Below are 21,239 nucleotides of genomic sequence, written 5' to 3' on the forward strand. Positions count from 1 at the left end.
TGTCAGGGGGGGCCTGCCGGCAGTTCCCGCCAGCGGGAGACGGTCAGGCTCTGTTCGCCCGTGCCACTGGAGAACCCCGTGACCCCCATCCAGGGCGCATAGGTGAACGAGAACCATTCGCAATTATGGATGTATTGCGCCACTTCGATGCCCAGGATCGAGACCGCATTGTAAGGATCGGTCTGGTGGATGTGGCATTCGGCGAGCGTGTAGACGATCCCCTTGATGTTGACCGGACCGCCGTTGCCATCGGTGTGATCCTTGTCCGTGATGTCGATCTTGCCCGTGGCCGCGATTGCCGGCGTTGAGGCCCCGGCATACAGCTCCAGCGGGGCCTTGACGGTCACGCTCCCCTCCACCACCAGGCCCCCGTAGATCACGAGCAGCGCGTTGCAATCGGCGGTGAGCGCAACACTCCCCTTGACATAGAAGATCGTGTTGCTGCTTCCCGTCGCGCCGATGGTCGTTCGGCTCACGATGCCCGTCTTCGTTCCGGTTGGCGCTGAATATGTCTTCCTCAGCCAGATCTTGTTGTTCGAGTTGGTGGGCAAGGGCGCCGGAAAACCATAGGGCGCCGGATTTGTGGCCGGATACTTGACGATGGTCGCCTTGGTTGAATTCGTCAGATAGGCCGTGAATGCCGCAGCCGTCGGAAAAAAGGTGCCGCTGGCGACGGCCGAGTTCGATGCCGCCGCGAAATCGAACACGGGAAACGGGATGGGCTCGGGCACGGGTTTGCCGTGATTCGGGGCGTAAAAGGGCGATCCGGGCGTGCCATCGAGCATTTCGCCGGTATACCTGGTCGGCCCGATCTCTTTGTTTTTATCATCGAGCCCGGTGGGCTGGGTCGCGAACAAGATCTGACCGCACGCCGTGCAATCCCCGCTGAGTGTGAGGCCGCGATGAATGGTGAGATCCTCGTTCGACCAGATATCGCTGGTGATGGTTAGCCCGTAATTCTTTTTCATGTGGTTGTGAAAACCGACCTTTTGCCCGAACAGCGCGTAATCCAACGCCTTCGGGCGGGCAGTCGCGATGTGGACCTGAAGTTTGCGGTAGGTATAGCCGCCCCCAAACGGCTTCCGCCCCGTCGCGGTGACGATCATGCCGCTCGACAGGATGTCCGTGAACGCGATGAAATACTCGGCGCTCGTCGAGGGAAGCGCGGTCCATCCATTGGTGGTGAACGTCGACCAATCGTCCACCGACTGCGCCATGAAGATGGCTCGGCTCATGCCCGCCTCGGCGGCCTGAAAGGCCTCCGTGCTGGCGACCGTGCGCCGCGTCTGCCACGTCAGCGCCGAGAGGAAGCCCATCAGCGCGGTCGCCGTGCCGATCACGACCAACGCGACGATCATGTAGACAATCATTCCGAAGCCGCCGCATTGCTTTGTTTTCAACGTTGCCTCCTGCCGGGGGTGTGCTGATTTGCCTGTTGGCATTCCGTTCCCTGTCATCACTTCTGCTTGACCGGATAAATGTCTTCGCCGCCCAACTTCGCCGTTACTTTCACGTTTGCTCCGGGATTGGCCTGTTTTTTCTCGTCATACTTCCATTTGTCCTTCTTGCTGTCGTAATCCATGCTCCCGTAGCCGACCAGCGTCAGGGTATTCGCGCCTTTTCCAGAGGCCGTCGCCTCCACCGTGAGTTTCTGGTCCTTTTTGTTATACTCCGCCTTCAGGATGTCGACCACGCCATCGTCTCCGTCGCCGAAACTCGGGTCGTCTTCCGGAGCGACGCCGGCTGTGTCGGTGGGCTCATCGTTTGAGATGATGCCGTACACCAAAGTTTCCAGGCTTCGGGTGTAGGTCTTGCCCATGTCCACCCAGACGATCTCGGCGCGCACCCGCATGGCGTCGTTCGTGTCGCGGTCCGCATCGGCGCCGCCCAGGCCATCCACCGGATCATCCACCGAAGCGGCATAGGTGGTCATGGTCGCCAGGATATGGCCGTTCGTGCTGACCGTTCCGGAGTCGGCCAACACGATCCGGCTGACGAGCAGGACATCGTTGGTGGCGTCGTACACATCGTTCGTCTTGGTCACAGTGCGGTTCATGTACGCCACGCCGGTCCCTGGCTGGGATCCGATGCGGTAGTAGTCCATCCCACGGATGTTTTCAATCTGCTGCTGAAGCTGATTATTGGCAGCCCGGATGTTATTGTTCACCCGCACGCTTCTGATCACCATGCTGGTCGTGCGAAAAATCCCCGCCGAAATCAGTGACAGCAAGACGACCACCACCATCGCCTCCACCAGGGTGAAACCGGTCGTTCTTGATCGCGGGGAACCTTGCGTGGTCATGATGCACCTCCTAGTAGTACTTGCCCAAGGGCTGCCAATTGCGTGGCGACATCGTGCCTTGATACACGATGACCGATTCCACATCGCGAATGGCGCTCATCTTCACCAACTTGAGCCCCAGGTGGATGGTTGCGATCTTGGAGTACTCCACCACATCGAGCACCCCGTTGGCGTTGACGTCCAGTTCGGTCTCGGAAACATAGCCATCCTTGGGACTCTTGTCCAATGCAGGATCCCGTCCGGCATAACAAAAAGGCCGATACACGTAGCGGCCGTCCAGAGACGTCCAGGGAGCCACCACGTTCCGGCACAACACGGTCGAGTTCCAGGAGACGGATGAAGCCAGATTCGTTCCCGGCTTGGAGACTTCAACGAGTTCCCACAAGGGCGTCTCCATCGTCCCGTCGTCATTCATGTCGACACGATCCTGGATGCCGTCGCCATTCGCATCCATCACCCGAAGGCCCCACCCCTTGAGGCGATCACCGACGCCGTCGCCGTTGATGTCCTGCAGAATCACGAGCGCGTTGGTGAGCCCAGTGGAGGCGTAACGCACCTTCACCAGATCCACCATCTCCTCCCGCACGGCGCGTATGATCTGCTCCAGCGCCGTGCCGCCTTCCATCAAAAGCTCCGACTTGACGGTCACTTTTGATTCGATCGTCCGCCACGCCCCGAACAGGCTAAAGAACATGAGGCCCGCCACCGATGACACAAACACCGAACACACGAGCTCGGTCAGGGAGAATCCCGAACGAGCCCTGCGCGCACTGCCCAGACATCGCTTGCCGACCGGCACAGGTCCGCATGCCTTTGAACAAAATGGCTTCACGTTGCAGAGGATGCCAAAAAAATCACGTTCTGTCAACGTTTTCTATCTATGCGGCCGATCCCAAGATCGTTTTCAGATCTGCGGAGGCGGTGGTGATCGGGGTGAGCTTGAACGTCTCGACGAGGACGTTGAGGACGGTCGGCGAGAGGAATGCGGGCAGGCTCGGCCCGATGCGGATGTTTGTGATCCCGAGCGCCAGCAGCGTGAGGAGGATGCAGACCGCCTTTTGCTCGTACCAGGAGAGGACGAGCGTGAGCGGCAGGTCATTGACGCCACAGTTGAAGACCTTGGCCAGCGTCACGGCGACCTGGATCGCCGAGTAGGCGTCGTTGCATTGCCCCATGTCGAGCAGGCGCGGAATGCCGCCGATGTCGCCCAGCTTGGCCTGCAGGTGGTTGAAGCGGTATTTGCCGCAGGCGAGGGTGAGAATCAGCGTGTCCTTCGGCGCCTGCTCCACAAACTCCGTGTAGTAGTCGCGTCCAAGCTTGGCGCCGTCGCACCCGCCCACGAGGAAGATGTGCTTCACCGCGCCCGACTTGACCGCAGCGACGACCTTGTCGGCCACCGAGAGGACGGCGTTGCGCATGAAGCCGGTGAGCAGCGGCTCGCCCGCCTGCGGCTGGGTCCAGCCGCCGAGCTTCACGGCGTGCGCGATCACGGCGGAGAAGTCCTTGTGCCCGGCCGCGTCGGCCGCGATGTGCGTGACGCCCGGCCAGCCGACCTCGGCCGTGGTGTAGAGGTTGCCTGCGTAGGTGGGCTTGGGCGGCATGATGCAGTTGGTGGTGAAGAGGACAACACCGGGGAGGTTGTCGAACTCCTTCTGCTGATTCTGCCACGCAGTGCCGAAGTTGCCCTTGAGCTGCGGGTATTTCTTCAGCCCGGGATAGGCATGTGCGGGGAGCATCTCGCCGTGAGTATAGACGTTGACGCCCTTCCCGGCGGTCTGCTCCAGCAGCATCTTGAGGTCGTGCAGGTCATGGCCGGTCACGATGATGAACGGTCCCTTCTCGCGGGTCGTCGGCACGGGCGTCGGCACGGGATGGCCGTAGGTTTCGGTGTTGCCCGCGTCGAGCAGCCCCATGCAGGTCAGATTGACCTTGCCGAACTCGAGAATCAGCCCCAGCCACTCCGAGACGCTGTGGTCATCGCCCAGCGCCTTCATCCCCTTGCGGAACCAGCCGGAGACCTCGGGATCGGTCTTGCCGAGGACGCGGGCGTGGTGGGCATAGGCGGCCATGCCGCGCAGGCCGAAGAGGAGGGTGGAGCGCAGGGAGACGATGTCCGTGTCGCCGTGGAACAGCTCCTCCGGCTTGAAGGCCGGGGCGCCGCCGGCCTTGGCGATGGCCGCGCGGATGCGGTCGCGCATGGCGGTCAGGGGCGCGGCGTCGAAGTTGACGTTGGTGACGGTCATGAACAGGGCGTCCATGAAGAGCGCCTCGCAGGAGGCGCAGGGGGGCTTGCCGTCCAGGGCGCGCGCCAGCGTGATCAGCCCGGCGGTGATCTCGTCCTGAATGCCGGCGATCTCGGGCTTCTTGCCGCAGACGCCGACGCGGGTGCAGCCTTTGCCGCCCGCCGTTTGCTCGCATTGGAAACAGAACATGTCGCTCATGGTGTGAACCTCCTTGTGTGGTGTGTGTGGTGTTGAAAAAATCAGCCGGCGAAAAAAACGGGACCTACTCCTCCAGGATCGCGCCGTCCGTGCCGATCGTGACGACATGCCAGGGGATCAGCTTGCCGCTATTGACCAGCGCCTGCTTGGCGGCGTTGGCGATGCCGGCGCAGCAGGGCACCTCCATGCGCAGGATGGTGAGGCTGCGGATGTCGTTGTTCTGCAGGATGGCGGTGAGCTTCTCGGAATAGTCGCCGGCATCCAGCTTGGGGCAGCCGATCAGCGTGACCTTGCCGGCCATGAAGCGCCGGTGGATGTCGGGATAGGCGAAGGCGGTGCAATCTGCGGCGATGAGCAGCGCGGCGTTCTGCAGGTACGGCGCGTTCGGTGGCACCAGCTTGATCTGCACCGGCCAGTTCGTCAGGCGGGATTCGAGCGTGGCGGCCATGGCGGCCGGTGATACCTCGGGGGGGGCGGCTTTGGGACGGGAGATGGACTTCGCCAGCGTTCCGGGGCAGCCGCAGGGCAGCGGCGGCGGGGTGGGGGAGGCCTGTTTGGCCGCCACGGCGGCCTCGTCAAACGGCGCCGCCTCACGTTCGACGATGTGGATCGCGTCCGCCGGACACGCGGGAAGGCAGGCGCCGAGACCGTCGCAGTAGCTGTCCGAGACGAGCTTCGCCTTGCCATTCACAAGCTGCAGGGCTCCTTCGTGGCAGGCATCGATACACAGGCCACACCCGGTGCAGGCGGCTTCGTCAATGGTGATGATCTTTCGTTTCATAATTTCTCCTGGGTTGTTGCATTGACAATGTCGGCCAGCGTGGTGCGCGCCAGCAGGGAGGCGAACTGGTTGTGAATAGCCGCGAGCGCGCGGCCCAGTACGCAGCCTTCGCCGGGGCACACCGAAAGGGGGAGGAGGCAGGCGACGTCCTGCGCGATCGCCCCGTCGACAGCCTCATAGACGGCGCGAAGGGTCGTCTGATCGGGACGGGCCGCGAGGCGTATGCCGCCTGAGGGACCGCGCTGTGATTGGATGATGCGCGCCCGGGCGAGATCCTGCATGACTTTGGCCAGATGAGACTGCGAACAAGCCAAGGCGGCGCAGATTTCGCGGGTGGCGTGATAGCGACCGGTGTCACGCGCCAGCCAGATACAGGCATGCAGGGCGATGGATGCCGCTTCTGAAATTCTGATTGGAGTACCCATAAAACCAGCCCCTTTGTGAGTTCGGGAATAAAAGTACCAGAATACCTGAATAGTGTCAATAGGGTTAGATAGAATATTTTTTCAACCCGTTTGCGTATTGATTGCGTATTGATTGACTGGACAAACGACGCGTGCGGGAGTAATATCCCCCTTCTTTTTTTGCCGTCACCGCCACACGGGTCAGCGGCTTCGTGGGACGCGCGCATTCCGGTGGCAGAGGATTTCAGTCGTGAATAGTCTGTCTGGTTTGCGTGCCTGGGTGGCTGTGCGGTTTCGACCGGCATCGATGGATCTTTTTACTCGTCCGTATTCGTTTTCGGACGTGCTTCACGATCTGGTTGCCGGACTGATCGTCGGGGTGGTGGCGTTGCCGTTGGCGATCGCCTTCGGGATTGCGTCGGGGGTGTCGCCCACGCAGGGGCTGGCCACGGCCGTGATTGCGGGCTTTCTGATTTCCGCGTTTAGCGGCAGCCGGGTGCAGATCGGCGGCCCCACCGGCGCGTTCATCGTGATTATTTACGGGATTGTGGCGCAGCATGGGTACGACGGGTTGGCGGTGGCGACGCTGATGGCCGGCGTGATGCTGATCATCATGGGGTTTGCAGGCTGTGGGTCGGTCATCAAATACATTCCCTATCCGGTGACGGTGGGGTTCACGACCGGGATTGCGCTGATCATCTTTGCCGGTCAGATCAAAGACCTGTTGGGGCTGCACATGGACAAGGTTCCCGCCGACTTCATTGAAAAGATGCTGGCATACGGCCGTCACCTCGGCACGGTGAATCCGCTGGCGGTGGGGATCGGGGCGGTGACCGTTCTGATCGTGCTGCATTGGAAGCGGGTGACGCAGCGTGTTCCGGGTTCGCTGGTGGCGATCTTGGTCACGACCGCTGCGGTGCAGGCGGCGTGGGCGTGGGGGTTGGATTTCGAGATGGAAACGATCGGTCAGCGTTTTCCGGCGGTCGCCGAAGGGATGCGTATTCAGGCGCCGCGCGTGCCGCGGGTAAGCTTGGAGACGTTCCGCACGCTGTTTTCCCCGGCCATTTCGATCGCCCTGCTTGCGGGGATCGAGTCGCTGCTCTCCGCCGTGGTGGCCGACGGCATGACGGGGCAGCGCCATCACTCCAACACGGAGTTGATTGGCCAGGGGCTGGCCAATGTGGTGTCGCCGCTGTTCGGCGGCATTCCGGCGACCGGCGCGATCGCTCGCACCGCGACTAACATCAAGAACGGCGGGCGCTCCTCGCTCTCCGGGATTGTCCATGCGGTCGTATTGCTTTTGATCATGCTCTGTCTTGGACGCTGGGCCGCCATGATTCCGATGGCGACCTTGGGCGGCATCGTGGCCGTGGTGGCGTGGAACATGAGCGAGTTGCACCTGTTCCGGAGGATGTTCCGCAGCACCCGGAGCGACGCGCTGGTCATGATGGCGACGTTTCTGCTGACGGTCCTGATCGATTTGACGGTGGCGATCCAGATCGGAATGATTCTGGCCGCATTCCTGTTCATCCGGCGGATGGCGGAGGCCACGCAGGCGGGCTACCTGACGCGCCTGCTCGGCGACCCGGCGGACGCGGGGAACGGCGCTCCGGACGCCTCGCGGCGGCAGGTCCCGAAGGGGTGCGACGTGTTTGAGATCAACGGGCCGATGTTCTTCGGCGCGGCCGACAAATGCCGCGACGCGATTGATCTGATCAGTCGCAGGCCGCAGGTTCTGATTTTCCACATGCGGCATGTCCTGGCGCTGGACGCCACGGCACTGAACATTTTGGACGACGTATTCCGGCAGTGTGAAAAACGGGGAACGCGGCTCATCCTCGCGGGCGTTCACAGTCAGCCGCTGGTGCTGATGACGCGCTCCGGCTTTCTGGACCGCGTGGGGCAGGACAATGTCTTTGGCGACATTGACGACGCCTTGAACCGCGCGCGGGAGCGCCTCACGCGATAAACGCGCGGATGCGGTTGGCTTCGGTAATCAGGGCGCGGATGCGGTCGGAGTCGCCGTCGGTGATGGCGTGGGTGATGGCGTCCAGATGTGCCCGGAAGGCGGCGATAGCGCCGAGCAGATGCGTGCGATTTTGGCTGAGTATTGGATACCACATGGCGGGGCCGCTCTTGGCGAGGCGCGCCGTCGAGGTGAAGCCGCCGGCGGCGAGGGAGAAACGGACCTGGGCGTCGTGTTCGGGATTGAGGGCGGCCAGGGCGAGGGCATACGCGAGGACATGCGGGAGGTGGGAGACGTAGGCGGCATGCAGGTCATGGCACGCGGCATCCAGGCACAGGAGGCGCATGCCAAGGCCGACGGTGAAGAGGCGCTCGGCGGTCGCGAGAGCATCGGGCGCGCTGTCGGACGTGTCGCACAGAATGGCGGCGCGCCCGGCGAAGAGGGTCTCGCGCGAAGCGGCGGGACCGCTATCCTCCGTGCCGGCCATCGGGTGCGCGGCGACAAACCGCGCGCGGCGGGGATGGCCTCGAACGGCGTCGACGATCAGCTGCTTGGTCGATCCCAGGTCAACGACCGTCTGCCGGTCGCTGATGCGGTCGAGGACCCCGGGCAGGATGCGGAAGATGGCGTCCACAGGCACGGCGAGAATGATGAGGTCGGCCGCCGTCACGGCCTCGGCCAGCGGGAGCGCCCGGTCAACGAGGCCCAGTTCCAAGGCGGTGCGAAGGTTTCCGGGATCGCTGTCCACCCCGAGGCGGGAAGTCGCCAGCCCGGTCCGGGCGAGGTCGCGGGCCACCGATCCGCCGATAAGTCCGAGTCCGACAATGGCAATGATCATGTTCGGTCCTCTTCGTTGAATGCGGCACCCGTTCTCACGGGATGATCGCCTGTTTCAGGGGTTCGATCCGGCGCAGTTCGGCGAGCCAGCCGCTGAGTTCGGGGTCGGAAGCGGCATTCGTCGGCGAGTCCGGATTATTCGCAGTCCACTCCTTCATCCGCGCCTCGGCCTGACTGAGTTCCGAATTCAGGCGGACTTGCTCAAACTTCATCCGCTTGAGCTGGTCGAGCATTTCGGATCGCGCCGGTCCTGTGGCATCCTTGAACGTGGCGGACATCTTTTTGGCGCGGAGGACGAATTCGTTGACCGCGTCGGTGGCGCGGACGTAGGCGGCGGCATGGGGGTTCGCCGCCGTGATCGCCTGCTGTATCGCCGCCGTGCGCGCGTCGATGCGTTCCTTCAGGGCATAGTAGTGGCGAAGCAGTCCCAGAGTATCGGCGGACACAGTGGTAAACGGACCCTCGAATACAACCAGGTTGGCAACGCCGATAAGGACCGGTCCTTTCCACTGCCCGTCCTGATCGATCGTGCAAACCGCGACATCACCGTCCGAGGATGTCGTGGTTTTGATCACTTCGCCGAACGTACCGGCGGGAAGCATACCGAGGTTTTTGCCTCCCGTCGAGTAGTGGACAGCGCGCTGGATCAAAATAGCCCACGAGCTCGCGTTGGTACTGGAGGCAGGAGGCTGATAGGGGGGAATGACTGGCGGCGGTTCGATAATCGGCGCCTCCGGCGGGGCGTTAATCGGGGCGTCATCCCCTTCGATCGATCGTGTCCCGTTGCCTGGCGACGAATCATCGGGGTCGGCGGACGAGGCGTCTGTCACCGGCGACATGCGTGCGAAAGCCACGCTGGAGGGCGTGAGATCGTCAACGGACGGCCCGGTGATGGCGAACGCGGGGTTCGTCAGGCGGGGAAGCTTGGCGGCGATCATGGGCGTCCCATAATAAACCGTTGCCGTGCCGATCCCTGCGGTGAGCAGATATGTGGTTAGGAAGCGTTTCATCGGTTGAGATGCTCGCGGATGATGTTCAACATGCGGCGGATGGGTTCGGCGGCGCCCCACAGGAGCTGGTCGCCGACCGTGAACGCGGCGATGTATTCAGGCCCCATCTTCATTTTGTGCAGGCGGCCAATGGGGACGGTCAGGGTGCCCGACACGGCGGCGGGGGTGAGATCGCGCAGGGTTGACGCCTTGTCATTGGGCACCACGCGGACCCAGTCGTTCGCGCCGGCCAGCAGCGACTCGACGTGCTCGACCTGTAGATCTTTCTTCAGCTTGAGGGTCAGGCCCTGGCTGTGGCAGCGCATCGCGCCGACGCGGACGCACACGCCGTCAACCGGGATCGGCTCGGCCAGACCGAGGATCTTGTTGCACTCGACAAAGCCCTTCCATTCCTCCCGCGTCTGGCCGTCGGCCACGGCCTTGTCGATCCACGGGATGAGGCTGGCGGCGAGCGGTGCGCCAAAATGCTGGGTCGGCAGGGACGGGTCGCGGACGCTCGCGGCGACCTGGCGGTCGATCTCCAGAATCGCGGCGGCCGGATCATCGAGCAGGGCACCCGGCGCAGCGGCGATCTGACGCATCTGCAGGAGCAACTCGCGCATGTTCTTGGCGCCGGCGCCGGACGCGCTCTGATAGGTCATCGTCGAAACCCATTCGATCAGCCCGGCCTCGAAGAGCCCGTGGACCGCCATGAGCATCAGGCTGACGGTGCAGTTGCCGCCCACGAACAGGCGCCCGTGGGCCGCGAGCGAGCGATTGATGACCGCGCGATTGACCGGGTCGAGAACGATCACCGCATCGTCGGCCATGCGCAGGGTTGAGGCGGCGTCAACCCAGTAGCCTTTCCAGCCCGCTTTGCGCAGATCGCCGTAAACCGCGCCCGTGTAGTCGCCGCCCTGGCAGGTGACGATGATGTCCATCTTGGCGAGTCGGCGCAGATCGGTGGCATCCAGCAACGCGGTCGGGCCACACCCCACATCGGGGCCCGTTCCGCCCACCTGCGACGTCGTGAAAAAGACCGGTTCGAAGCCTTTGAAATCGCCCTCCTCGCGCATCCGCTCCACGAGGACCGAACCGACCATCCCGCGCCAACCGACAAATCCGACTTTCAGTGTCATAATACTCCGCCCGTCCTAATACAAGCCCTGATAACTGAATCATTTGACCATGATGTTAGCGAATTGACGCGCGAACGTCGAGCGTTTATCGACAGCGTTTATCGACAGCGTTGGCATTGCCTTCAGCGACAATCTTCGCTATTATCCCGGACATCTCACACGTTATGGCACGCAATCGAACAAAACGAATCGAGCAGCTGGAGCGGTTTCTCATCCGTCTGATTCAGCAGCCGGGGGCTGACCAGGGGCATACCGGGTCGATCCGGCTGCTGCTCGCTTTTTTGAAAGGACTGTCTCATCTTTTTCGCGGTGTGGTGCAGACGCGCCTGTTCTTTTATGAGGCGGGAATTTTGCATCGCTACCCCCTCGGCTGTCAGGTGATCAGTGTCGGGAACATCACGGCGGGTGGCACCGGCAAAACTCCGGTGGTGGAGATCTTCGCCCGCGAGCTGCACAAGTCGGGACGCAAAGTCGCGATTCTCAGTCGTGGCTACCGCAAGAAGGAACTGCCTTGGTATCAGCGATTTTTCCGAGAAAGCATCGAGCCGCCGCGGGTGGTCAGTGACGGCCACCACCTGCTGCTCGATAGCGAAATGGGAGGTGACGAGCCGTACATGCTCGCCTCCAACCTGCCCGGCGTGGTCGTGCTGGTAGACAGGAACCGTGTCAAAAGCGGGCGTTATGCGATTAAGAAGTTTGGCTGCGACACGCTGGTGCTCGACGATGGCTTTCAGTATCAGAAGCTCAAGCACCGGCTCGAGCTGGTGCTGATCGACAAGACCAATCCCTTTGGCAATGGCAATGTCTTGCCGCGGGGTGTGTTGCGCGAACCGGTGCGCAATCTGAAGCGGGCCAACTTCATTTTTATCACCAAATCGGACGGGCAGTCGGAGACGCTGCGCGCCCGGCTCCGCCAGTTGAACGCCCAGGCCGAAATCATCGAGTGCTGCCACCGTCCCCGGTATCTGCGGAATGCTTACAGCGACGAGACACAGCCTTTGAGCTGGCTCAGCGGAAAAAAAGTTGCCGCGCTCTCGGGCATCGCCGTGCCGCAGAGCTTTGAGGGTTTTTTGCGCGCGATGGGCGCGCGGCTGATGACCTGCGACCGGTATGCTGACCACCACCGGTATGAGGCTCAGGAGATCATCGATGCGGTGAACCAGGCTGACGAACTGGGTGCCTGTGCCGTGATCACCACGGAGAAGGACGCTGTGCGGCTTCCGCGTTTGGCGAGCCCGGCCGTGCCCGTCTACTACCTGCGGGTGGAAATCGAGATTCTATCCGGAGCCGAGAACTTCCACGAGGCGGTTCGGCATATCTGCACCCATGGAGAGCGGAAGGGGACGTAGCATGAGCGACGCTGCACCTTCGGTGTTGCGGTCAGTGGGGAAAGTGGCTGGCGGTACGGCTGTCAGCCGCATTGCCGGCCTGGTGCGCGAGGTGCTGATGGCGCAGTTTTTCGGCACCAGCCTCGAAACATCCGCATTTGTCGTGGCCTTTCGTATCCCGAACCTCTTCCGAAAACTGTTTGGTGAGGGGGCGCTCTCTTCGGCCTTTATACCCGCCTACGCTGAGGCGGTCGCCCGCGGCGGCAGGGCTGCGGGCGAGCGCCTGCTCGCAAAGACCGCCGGTTTCGTCATCGCGGTTTTGGGTGGCGTCGCCGCGTTGGGCGTATTGGCGACCTTCCCGTTGCAGGCTTGGATGGCCGCCACCCCGCGTTTTGCCGCGATCCTGCCGCTGCTGCGGATCATGCTGCCCTATGCGCCGTTGATCTGCGTGGCGGCGCTGGCCATGGGCGCGCTCAATGTGCTGCGCGCCTTCTGGGTGCCGGCGCTGGCGCCGGCGCTGCTCAACATCATCTGGATTCTGGTGCTCGTCGGGGTGTGCCCGTTCGTAGCCGACGATCCCGGGGTGCGCATCCGCATCGTGGCCTGGGCGGTCCTCGCCGCTGGCGTGGCGCAGGCACTGTTCCAAGTGGTCGCGCTGCGCCGTCTCGGCGTGCGCTTCATCCCTGATCTGCTGTGGTGGAACGATCCGCAGGTCAGGCGCGTACTGCAGCGCGCGCTCCCCTTGGCGTTGGCCTCGGGCGTGGTGCAGGTGAATGTCTGCATCGACGGACTGCTGGCCATGTGGGCCGGCAAATGGGCGCCTGCCGCACTGGAATACGCCGATCGGCTGGTCTATCTGCCACTGGGTCTGGTGGGCACGGCGTTTGCCACGGTGTTGCTGCCGACATTCTCCAGACAAGCCGCTGCCGCCGATCCTGCGGCCATCCCGCCGACGCTCGATCGGGCGTTGCGGAACATCGCCTTGCTCATGTCTCCGGCTGCTGTCGGTCTGCTCGTGCTGGCGCTGCCGATCATCCAGCTTGTCTACCAAGGCGGACGTTTTGACGCTGAGTCGGCCCTCTATTCCTCACGAGCTTTGGCTTTCTACGCGCCGGGATTGCTGGTGTTCTGCTTGCATAAGGCGATCACACCGGCTTTCTACGCGCTGGGTGATACCGTCACCCCGGTGCGGGTGAGCCTGGTCGCGGTGGCGTTGAATGTCGTGATGAACGTCCTGTTTGTGGTGACGTGGCCTGCGGGGTGGAAACACGCGGGGATTGCGCTTGCGACGGTGATCTCCAGCGGGGTCTCGGTGCTGTTACTCGTCTGGCTGTTGCGCCGCAAGGGGTGTGTGCTGCAGGTGCGTGGGATGCTCGGCCCTGCGGGCGGCGCGTTGGCGGCGGCGGGTGTGATGGCGGTGGCGGCCTGTCTGCTCCACGCCCGGTTGGCCACCGCGTTTCTGGAATGGGGCAAATCGGGCCAGTTGGTGGCGATGGCGGTGACGCTGGCGTCGTCGGCAGTGATCTACGGCGGGCTGGTCTGGGTGCTGTGCCGCAGCGCGGTGCGGGAGCTGGTGCACGGATTCCGCAAGACGTGATTGGGGCTGGAACGTGAAACCGGGGAGCGGGCAATGAAGATCATCGTGGCGTGCGGCGGGACGGGCGGGCATGTGTTCCCGGGGTTGGCGACCGCTCGGGCGCTGCGGGAGCGGGGACACGACGTGACCGTCTGGCTCTCGGGGCGGGCGGTCGAGGAGGCAGCACGGCCCGCCTGGGACGGCCCGATCTGGCGAACCGGGGCGCGGCCGCTTCGCGCGCGGACCGTTATCGTACTGCTGGCGTCGGTCTTCCGCTGCATGCGGCAGGTGCGGCGAGCCCGGCCTGATCGCATGCTGGCCATGGGCAGCTACGCGAGTCTGCCGCCGACGGTGGCTGCCTGGCTGTGTGGCGTGCCGGTGGTGCTGCACGAGGCCAACACCGTTCCGGGGCAAGCGGTTGAGTGGTTGTCGCGGCTCGCGCGGGTGACGGCGGTGAGTTTTTCGGGGACGCATGCGGCGCTTCCGGGCCGGCGGGTGGTTCTGACGGGTCTGCCGGTACGGCGCGAGCTCGCCGTGGCGCGGTGCCCGGCCAGACAGGCGCAAGGGGTTGCCGTGTTGGTGACGGGCGGCAGCCAGGGCGCGCATGCGGTGAATGAACGCTGCTGTGGCGCACTGTGCCGATTGAGGGCGCAGGGGGTTAACGGGCTGCGGGTCCTGCATCAAAGCGGGGCGGCCGACGCCGATGGCTTGCGTGCACGCTATGCGGCGGCGGGCGTCGATGCGCAGGTCGTCCCGTTTATCCGCGACATGGGGGCCGCCTATGCTGCGGCTGACGTTGCCGTATGCCGCGCCGGGGCCGTGACATGTGCCGAACTCTGCCTGTGCGGGGTGCCTGCGGTTCTGATCCCGCTGCCGGGCGCGGTGCGCGATCATCAGCGGCATAATGCGGCCGCGCTCGCCATCGGAGGCGGGGCGGTGGTTGCAGATCAGGATGAGTTGACGGACGACACCCTGGCCGATCTGCTTCACGGCCTGGCGAATGACCCTTCGCGACGCGCTTCTATGACGGCCGCGCTGCTGCGGTTGGCCGTTCCCGACGCAGACGCGCGCCTCGCCGATTGCGTGGTCGACGCCCAGGGATAAAAAAGCCGGGCGTGACATTCGGGTCTGAAAAAGGTACTATTTTCAACCCAAGACAGCCAGCCGCGAGGGTGCTGTCAGGGCATCTGGAATTGATTTATTTATGGAACACAGCATCGAAAACACCCGCAACTTTTGCATCATTGCCCATATTGATCATGGGAAGACGACGTTGTCTGACCGCATTTTGGAGCTGACCCACACCATTGAGTCGCGACTGATGCGCGAACAGACGCTCGATGCGATGGACCTCGAGCGCGAGCGCGGGATCACCATCAAATGCCACCCCGTCTCGATGCACTACACGGCGCGGGACGGTCGCGTGTTTCGTTTCAATCTGATCGACACCCCCGGTCATGTCGACTTCACTTACGAAGTCTCCCGCAGCATGGGTGCCTGCGAAGGGGCGATTCTGGTGGTCGATGCGTGTCAGGGCGTCGAGGCTCAGACCGTCGCCAACGCCTATCTGGCGATCGACGCCGGACTCGAGATCATTCCGGTCCTGAACAAGGTGGATCTGCCTGGCGCGGATGTGCAGGAGGTGTCCAAGCAGGTTGAGGATGTGCTGGGCATCAGCATGGAGCACCCGTTGCTAATCAGCGCCAAGACGGGCCTCAATGTTTCGGAGGTTCTGGAAGCCGTCGTCACCCGCCTTCATCCGCCCAAGACCCGCGGCAACGATGCGCCGTTGCGGGCGTTGGTGTTCGACTCGGTCTTTGATGCGTTCCGCGGCGTGATCCCCTATGTGCGGGTTGTGGACGGCTGTATCCAAGCGGGAGACACCGTGCGTTTTCTGAGCAACGGCGTGGAGACGCAGGTGCGCGAGGTCGGCATTTTCAGTCCCACGCAGAAGCCGCTCGCGGTGCTCGAAGCGGGCCAGGTCGGCTACATCGCTGGCACAATTCGCGATCCGCGCGACGTGAAGATCGGCGACACGGTGACGACGGTCAAGGACGGCTCATCCGAAGCCCTTCCCGGGTACAAGGAAGTCCGGCCGATGGTGTTCAGCGGCCTCTACCCCGTGAGCAGCGACGAATACGGAAAAGTGCGCAGCGGACTCGAAAAGCTTCATTTGAACGACGCAGCCTTTAGCTTTCACTCGGAAAGCTCGGTCGCCTTGGGGTTTGGGTTCCGGTGCGGTTTTCTCGGGTTGCTGCACATGGAGGTGGTTCAGGAACGGCTCCGTCGCGAGTTTGATCTGGACATCATCAGCACCCATCCGGCGGTGGTCTACAAGATATTCATGAACGACGGCACCGTGATGGATATTGACAACCCGACCCGGATGCCTGACGTGACGCGGATCGACCATATTGAGGAGCCGATCATCCGGGCAACGCTCATCACGCCGAGCCTTTACATTGGCGAGATCATGCGTCTCGTGATGGACCGGCGCGGCGAGATGCGCACAACCGAGAGTCTCGACGCCAAGCGGGTGATCCTGACCTGCATGTTGCCGCTCAACGAGATTCTGATCGATTTTCATGATACCCTCAAGAGCATCAGCCGCGGCTATGCCTCGATGGACTATGAGCCGATCGGATATCAACCTAGCGACATTGTCAAGATGGACATTTTGCTCAATGGCGAGGTCATTGACGCTTTTTCCTGCATGGTGCACAAGGATAAGGCGGTTTACCGCGGTCGCCAGATCTGCAAGGCGCTGAGCGAAGAGATCCCGCCGCACATGTTCAAGATCCCGGTGCAGGCCACGCTGGGCCGCAACATTATCGCCCGTGAAGACATCCGCGCCTTTCGCAAGGATGTGACGGCCAAGTTGTACGGCGGCGATGTCACCCGCAAGCAGAAGGTGCTGAAGAAACAGGCCGAAGGCAAGAAACGAATGAAGGAATTCGGCACGGTCAGGGTGCCGCAGTCGGCTTTTATCGCCGTTTTAAAAGGCGGAAACGATTCGTAGGGATGGGGTATCATCGCCCGCCAGACTGGGTGTTGACCCCCAAGGAGCGTCCATGCAGGCATATGCAAAAATCGTTGAGATCCGGGCCACCTGGAAGGCGCGCAAGCATCTGAAAGAGATGCTGAACAGCGCCGACACGGTCAAGGCGATGCGCGAGGATTTGCTAAACCCCGCAGATCGCGCGGAGCTTGGCCGCATGATGGCCGACGCGCGGCGCGGGGTGCGGCACGGATCCAGAACCGAAGCCGATGCGATCGCGGATGCATTAAGCGCCCTGCTCAACCGCCTTTCGCCCGTGCGGACTTTGAGCGCGTGGCGGGGCAATTTCGAGGTGGTCGTGATCGCGCTTTCGGTGGCGATGGCCTTCCGCGCCTATTTCTACCAACCCTTCAAGATCCCGACGGGATCGATGTACCCCACGCTTTCGGGTATCGCGTCGTATGAGCAGGCTTCGCCCGGTCTATGGGATCGTATGCCGCTTAAGCTGGTGAACTGGCTGGTGACCGGCGACTGGTACAAGGAGGTTCGGGTGAATACGGGCGGAGTGGCGTCGCGCGTGAAGAACAATGACGCCCGCCCGGGGTACGCCGCCATCCAGATCGCGGGACAGACCTATTTTGTGCCGAGCGACGCGCTGCAGAGGAGCCAGTCGCTGCATTTGAACGCCGAAAACCGGATCGCCTCGGGCGCGGTCTTGTGGTCCGGAATCGTCACGGAGGGTGACTTTGTGTTTGTCAATCGCTGGGTGTGGAACTTCCGACGGCCGCAGCGCGGCGAGGTCATGGTTTTTTCCACAGACGGGATCAAGGGGCTTTCCCCCGGCACGCACTACATCAAGCGGATGTGCGGCCTGCCGGGCGAGACCCTCTCCATCCGTCCGCCCCACTTGTTCATCGGCGGTGTTCCCGTGTCCGAACCCGATCGGATCGGGATCATCTCACGCTGCGAAAAAGTCGCCGATTGGGCGCCGAACTATGCCGGGTTTACGGTTCCGGATGTTCGCGATGGGTTGCACCCCAAGTCGCTGACGATGGCCGGCGACAGCGTGTCGCTCGACAGCAACGAATATTATGCGCTGGGCGACAACAGTCGCAACAGCCTCGACAGCCGATTCTGGGGACCTGTGCCCGAACGCAACCTCATCGGCCCCGCCACCGTCGTCTACTGGCCTTTTACCTCGCACCGTTTTGGATGGATTCGGTGAACACGGACCTGATGATGCGGAGCCTCTTGTAACGGCGGGACCGGACATGGCGATCGATAAGCACAAACCGTCGGATGCGGCCGCCGAGGCCGGTCATCAAGCCGCAGTCGAGAAGGTCGCGGGTTCGGTGGTGTCCCTCGTCTTTCGCAACGACGAGACCGGCTACACCGTCTGCACGATCCGTCCGACGACCCCAGCGGGAGACGTTTTCACGCTGGTCGGATCGTGCGCCGCCGTCTGGGAGGGGGAAGAGATAACGGCCGAGGGATCGTGGATTCGCCATCCGCAGCATGGCAAGCAGTTCCAAGCCGCCTCGATCGTCTGCGTGACGCCGACCTCGGCCGAAGGAATCCGCCGCTACCTGGGGAGCGGCATGATCCGGGGCGTGGGCAAGGAGCTGGCCAAACGGATTGTCGACCGTTTCGGCGACACCACGCTGCAGGTCATCGAAAGGGAGTCGCGCCGGCTCGAGGAGGTGGAGGGGATCGGCAAACACCGCCGCAATCAAATCAAGGCGTCCTGGATCGAGCAGCGGAGCGTGCGCGACATCATGATTTTTCTGCAGTCCCATGGGATCGGGTCGGCGCAGGCGGCGCGCATTTTCCGGCAATATGGCCCCGACGCCATCGCGGTGGTCAAATCCAATCCCTACCGCCTGTGCACGGACGTCTGGGGGATCGGCTTCAAAACAGCCGACGCGATCGCGCTCAGTGTCGGCGTGCCCCGGGAATCCCCCGCTCGCGCCCGCGCAGGTCTGCTCTACTTGCTCCAGTCGCAGGCCGATGAGGGGGGCCACTGCTTCGGCATCGAGGCCGACGTGATCCTCCACGCGCAGGAGTTGCTCGATATTCCCGCCGAGACGCTGACCGAGGCGCTGGCCGATGAAATTGCCCGTGGCGCGCTGGTTCGCGAAACAGGGCATGTCTATCTGCGCGCGCTTTACGAGGCCGAGCGCGAGGTGGCTGCGGGACTGTTGCGGCTGCTCGACCACGCCGTGAGGTTCCCGAGCATCGCCGCGCCGCGCGCGCTGATCTGGGCCGAGGGTAAGATGGGCATCCAATTGGCCGACGCGCAGCGTGCCGCGCTGGTGACCGCCATCGAATCGAAAGTGGCCGTGATCACCGGCGGCCCCGGAGTCGGCAAAACCACGATCATCCGGGCGCTGACCGAGATATTCACCGCCCGGCGCCTGACCGTTGCGCTCGCCGCGCCCACCGGCCGGGCGGCGAAGCGGATGAGCGAGGCGACCGGCCATGAGGCGCTCACCATCCATCGCCTGCTCAAATACAATCCCAATGATCATGCCTTTGACTACGACCGGGACAACCGGCTGGAAGGCGATGTGTTTATCCTTGACGAGTCCTCGATGGTGGATATCCGCCTGATGAGCCAGTTGCTCGAGGCGCTGCCCGATACCGCCTCGCTGATCCTCGTGGGCGACACCGATCAGCTCCCCAGCGTGGGCCCCGGCAATGTCCTGCGCGATATCATTCGATCCCGCGCGGTTCCGTGCAGCACCCTCGACACCATCTTCCGGCAGGACACCACCGGGCTGATTGTCCGCAACGCGCACCATATCAACCATGGCGAGATGATCGAAACGGCTGAGGGCGCGAGCGATTTCTACTTTATCGATACCGCGGAGTCCGATACGATCCTGACACGGCTCGTCGATTTGGTGTCGCGGCGCATCCCCCAGCGGTTCGGGCTTTCGCCGCTCGAAGATATCCAGGTGCTCACGCCGATGCGGCGCAACAGCCTCGGCGCCGAGAACCTCAACACGGTGCTCCAGCAGGCGTTGAATCCGATCGGAGAGACCTTGGCGCGCGGCGGGACACTGTTTCGCGCGAATGACCGTGTGATGCAGATTCGCAACAATTACGACAAGGACATTTACAACGGCGACATCGGCTTTGTTCGGTCGGTGGACGCCACGGCTCGCGAGATGGTGGTGACCTTTGACGGCCGGCCCGTGCAGTACGAGCATGCCGAGCTGGACGAACTGGTCCTCGCTTACGCCTGCACCATTCATAAGTCTCAGGGGAGTGAGTACCCCGCCGTTGTGCTGATTCTCCATACGCAGCACTTCAAGCTGCTGCAACGGAATTTGCTCTACACGGGGATCACCCGTGGCCGCAGACTGGTTTGCATCGTCGGCTCGCAGCAGGCGATCCAGATGGCTATTCGCAACAATCTCGTCGTTGAACGCCGCACCGGTCTGCAGGACCGGTTGCGGCAGCACGGATGAAGGTTACAAGAAAGCGCGGGGGATCGATGGCTCAGATTGCATGTACGGTATGTCCACACGGATGTGTGTTGGGGGTGGGGCAGATAGGACGCTGCCGGGTGAGGCGGAACGTCCGCGGACGTGTCGTGCTGATGGCCTACGGGCATCCGTGCGCGGTTCATGTGGATCCGATTGCAAAAAAGCCGCTTTACCATTTTCTACCAGCGACAAAAACCTTCTCGATCGGCACGGCGGGATGCAACCTGAGCTGCCTCAATTGCCAGAATGCCGAAATCTCCCAGCGCAGCTTTAACAAGTCGCCGTCGTATGACCTGCCGCCGCGGGCCGTGGCCGCCGCTGCTCAGGAGAACGGATGTCCGTCCGTATCTTACACCTACACCGAGCCTCTCGTCGCCATCGAGTATGTGCGCGACTGCGCGCAGGTCTGCCGCGAAACGGGACTGCGTAACATCCTCGTCACGGCGGGCTATGCGACGTCCGAAACGGTCCGTGTGGCCGCGTCGGTGATCGACGCGGCGAATGTGGACATCAAGTCGATGAACGACGCCTTCTACCGCAAGGTCTGCGGCGTGGATTCCGTCAAGCCCGTTCTGGATGCGCTGGTACAGTTGCGCGCGGCGGGTGTCTGGATTGAGGTGACGTGTCTGATCATTCCAACGCTGAACGACACCGACGCGGATTTCACTCAGTTGGCCGGGTGGATTTCGGCGAATCTCGGTGCGGAGACGCCGTTGCACCTCTCCCGTTTTTTCCCGACCCACCAGCTTGTCGAATTGCCGAACACGCCCGAGGAGACCCTGCTGCGGGCGCGGGCCTGCGCGCTGGAGTCCGGATTGCGTCACGTGTATATCGGCAACGCCGACATCTCGGGCACGGACGACACGATCTGCGTCGGCTGCGACGGCGTGCTGCTGCGCCGCCGCGGCTTCACGGTGTGCGAAGATCGTTTGCAGGACGGCAAATGCCCAACGTGTGGCCGTGTCGCAGCCGGGGTCTGGAGATGAG

Annotated in this window: 17 protein-coding genes; 8 read left to right on the forward strand and 9 right to left on the reverse strand. The window is 62.9% G+C overall.

The window, feature by feature from the left end:
* Positions 1-2: 2 nt before the first annotated feature.
* The 6 genes from FJ222_02510 to FJ222_02535 form a co-directional block, all read right to left on the reverse strand.
* Complete coding sequence (locus FJ222_02510) at positions 3-1,400, reverse strand: hypothetical protein (GenBank protein ID MBM4163301.1); 1,398 nt, start codon at positions 1,398-1,400, stop codon at positions 3-5.
* Between the two features lie 56 nt (positions 1,401-1,456).
* On the reverse strand, positions 1,457-2,386 hold the full coding sequence (locus FJ222_02515; protein MBM4163302.1) for a type II secretion system protein: 930 nt from the start codon (positions 2,384-2,386) through the stop codon (positions 1,457-1,459).
* Complete coding sequence (locus FJ222_02520; protein ID MBM4163303.1) at positions 2,313-2,996, reverse strand: hypothetical protein; 684 nt, start codon at positions 2,994-2,996, stop codon at positions 2,313-2,315. Before FJ222_02520 ends, FJ222_02515 begins: the two co-directional genes overlap by 74 nt.
* A gap of 184 nt (positions 2,997-3,180) precedes the next feature.
* Positions 3,181-4,743, reverse strand: coding sequence for a hydroxylamine reductase (hcp, locus tag FJ222_02525; GenBank protein ID MBM4163304.1), 1,563 nt, complete (start codon positions 4,741-4,743; stop codon positions 3,181-3,183).
* 64 nt (positions 4,744-4,807) lie between these two features.
* Positions 4,808-5,524: a 4Fe-4S dicluster domain-containing protein gene (locus tag FJ222_02530; protein MBM4163305.1), complete on the reverse strand. Its 717-nt coding sequence runs from the start codon at positions 5,522-5,524 to the stop codon at positions 4,808-4,810.
* On the reverse strand, positions 5,521-5,949 hold the full coding sequence (locus FJ222_02535; GenBank protein ID MBM4163306.1) for an Rrf2 family transcriptional regulator: 429 nt from the start codon (positions 5,947-5,949) through the stop codon (positions 5,521-5,523). Before FJ222_02535 ends, FJ222_02530 begins: the two co-directional genes overlap by 4 nt.
* A gap of 286 nt (positions 5,950-6,235) precedes the next feature.
* On the opposite strand from FJ222_02535, the gene FJ222_02540 reads away from it, so the two are divergent.
* Positions 6,236-7,897, forward strand: coding sequence for an STAS domain-containing protein (locus FJ222_02540; protein MBM4163307.1), 1,662 nt, complete (start codon positions 6,236-6,238; stop codon positions 7,895-7,897).
* On the opposite strand, the gene FJ222_02545 is transcribed toward FJ222_02540, so the two are convergent.
* From FJ222_02545 to asd, 3 genes are read right to left on the reverse strand one after another with little or no spacing between them, the layout of a single operon-like run.
* A complete protein-coding gene (locus tag FJ222_02545) occupies positions 7,887-8,732 on the reverse strand; it encodes a prephenate dehydrogenase (GenBank protein ID MBM4163308.1) in 846 nt (281 codons plus the stop codon). The genes FJ222_02540 and FJ222_02545 overlap by 11 nt on opposite strands.
* A 34-nt stretch (positions 8,733-8,766) precedes the next feature.
* Entirely contained in the window at positions 8,767-9,741 is a 975-nt protein-coding gene (locus tag FJ222_02550) for a hypothetical protein (GenBank protein MBM4163309.1), read from the reverse strand.
* Positions 9,738-10,859 carry an aspartate-semialdehyde dehydrogenase gene (asd, locus tag FJ222_02555; GenBank protein ID MBM4163310.1) on the reverse strand — a complete coding sequence of 374 codons (1,122 nt, stop codon included), beginning with the start codon at positions 10,857-10,859 and terminating at the stop codon, positions 9,738-9,740. Before asd ends, FJ222_02550 begins: the two co-directional genes overlap by 4 nt.
* Positions 10,860-11,023: 164 nt before the next feature.
* On the opposite strand from asd, the gene lpxK reads away from it, so the two are divergent.
* The 7 genes from lpxK to amrS all read left to right on the forward strand — a co-directional run bounded on the left by lpxK (position 11,024) and on the right by amrS (position 21,238).
* Complete coding sequence (gene lpxK, locus FJ222_02560; GenBank protein ID MBM4163311.1) at positions 11,024-12,208, forward strand: tetraacyldisaccharide 4'-kinase; 1,185 nt, start codon at positions 11,024-11,026, stop codon at positions 12,206-12,208.
* A complete protein-coding gene (gene murJ, locus FJ222_02565; protein ID MBM4163312.1) occupies positions 12,186-13,784 on the forward strand; it encodes a murein biosynthesis integral membrane protein MurJ in 1,599 nt (532 codons plus the stop codon). The genes lpxK and murJ overlap by 23 nt, the downstream gene beginning before the upstream one ends.
* A 33-nt stretch (positions 13,785-13,817) precedes the next feature.
* A complete protein-coding gene (locus tag FJ222_02570) occupies positions 13,818-14,867 on the forward strand; it encodes a UDP-N-acetylglucosamine--N-acetylmuramyl-(pentapeptide) pyrophosphoryl-undecaprenol N-acetylglucosamine transferase (protein MBM4163313.1) in 1,050 nt (349 codons plus the stop codon).
* Positions 14,868-14,967: 100 nt separating this feature from the next.
* Entirely contained in the window at positions 14,968-16,782 is a 1,815-nt protein-coding gene (gene lepA / locus FJ222_02575; protein ID MBM4163314.1) for an elongation factor 4, read from the forward strand.
* A 52-nt stretch (positions 16,783-16,834) separates the two neighbouring features.
* A complete protein-coding gene (gene lepB, locus FJ222_02580) occupies positions 16,835-17,986 on the forward strand; it encodes a signal peptidase I (protein ID MBM4163315.1) in 1,152 nt (383 codons plus the stop codon).
* The gene (locus tag FJ222_02585) at positions 17,853-20,234 is read left to right on the forward strand and encodes an ATP-dependent RecD-like DNA helicase (protein MBM4163316.1); all 2,382 of its coding nucleotides are present in this window, start codon (positions 17,853-17,855) and stop codon (positions 20,232-20,234) included. Before lepB ends, FJ222_02585 begins: the two co-directional genes overlap by 134 nt.
* Complete coding sequence (gene amrS, locus FJ222_02590) at positions 20,231-21,238, forward strand: AmmeMemoRadiSam system radical SAM enzyme (GenBank protein ID MBM4163317.1); 1,008 nt, start codon at positions 20,231-20,233, stop codon at positions 21,236-21,238. The genes FJ222_02585 and amrS overlap by 4 nt, the downstream gene beginning before the upstream one ends.
* The last annotated feature ends 1 nt before the right edge of the window (position 21,239 follow it).

This window comes from Lentisphaerota bacterium, from assembly GCA_016873675.1.
In the GTDB taxonomy this organism is placed as follows: domain Bacteria; phylum Verrucomicrobiota; class Kiritimatiellia; order RFP12; family JAAYNR01; genus VGWG01.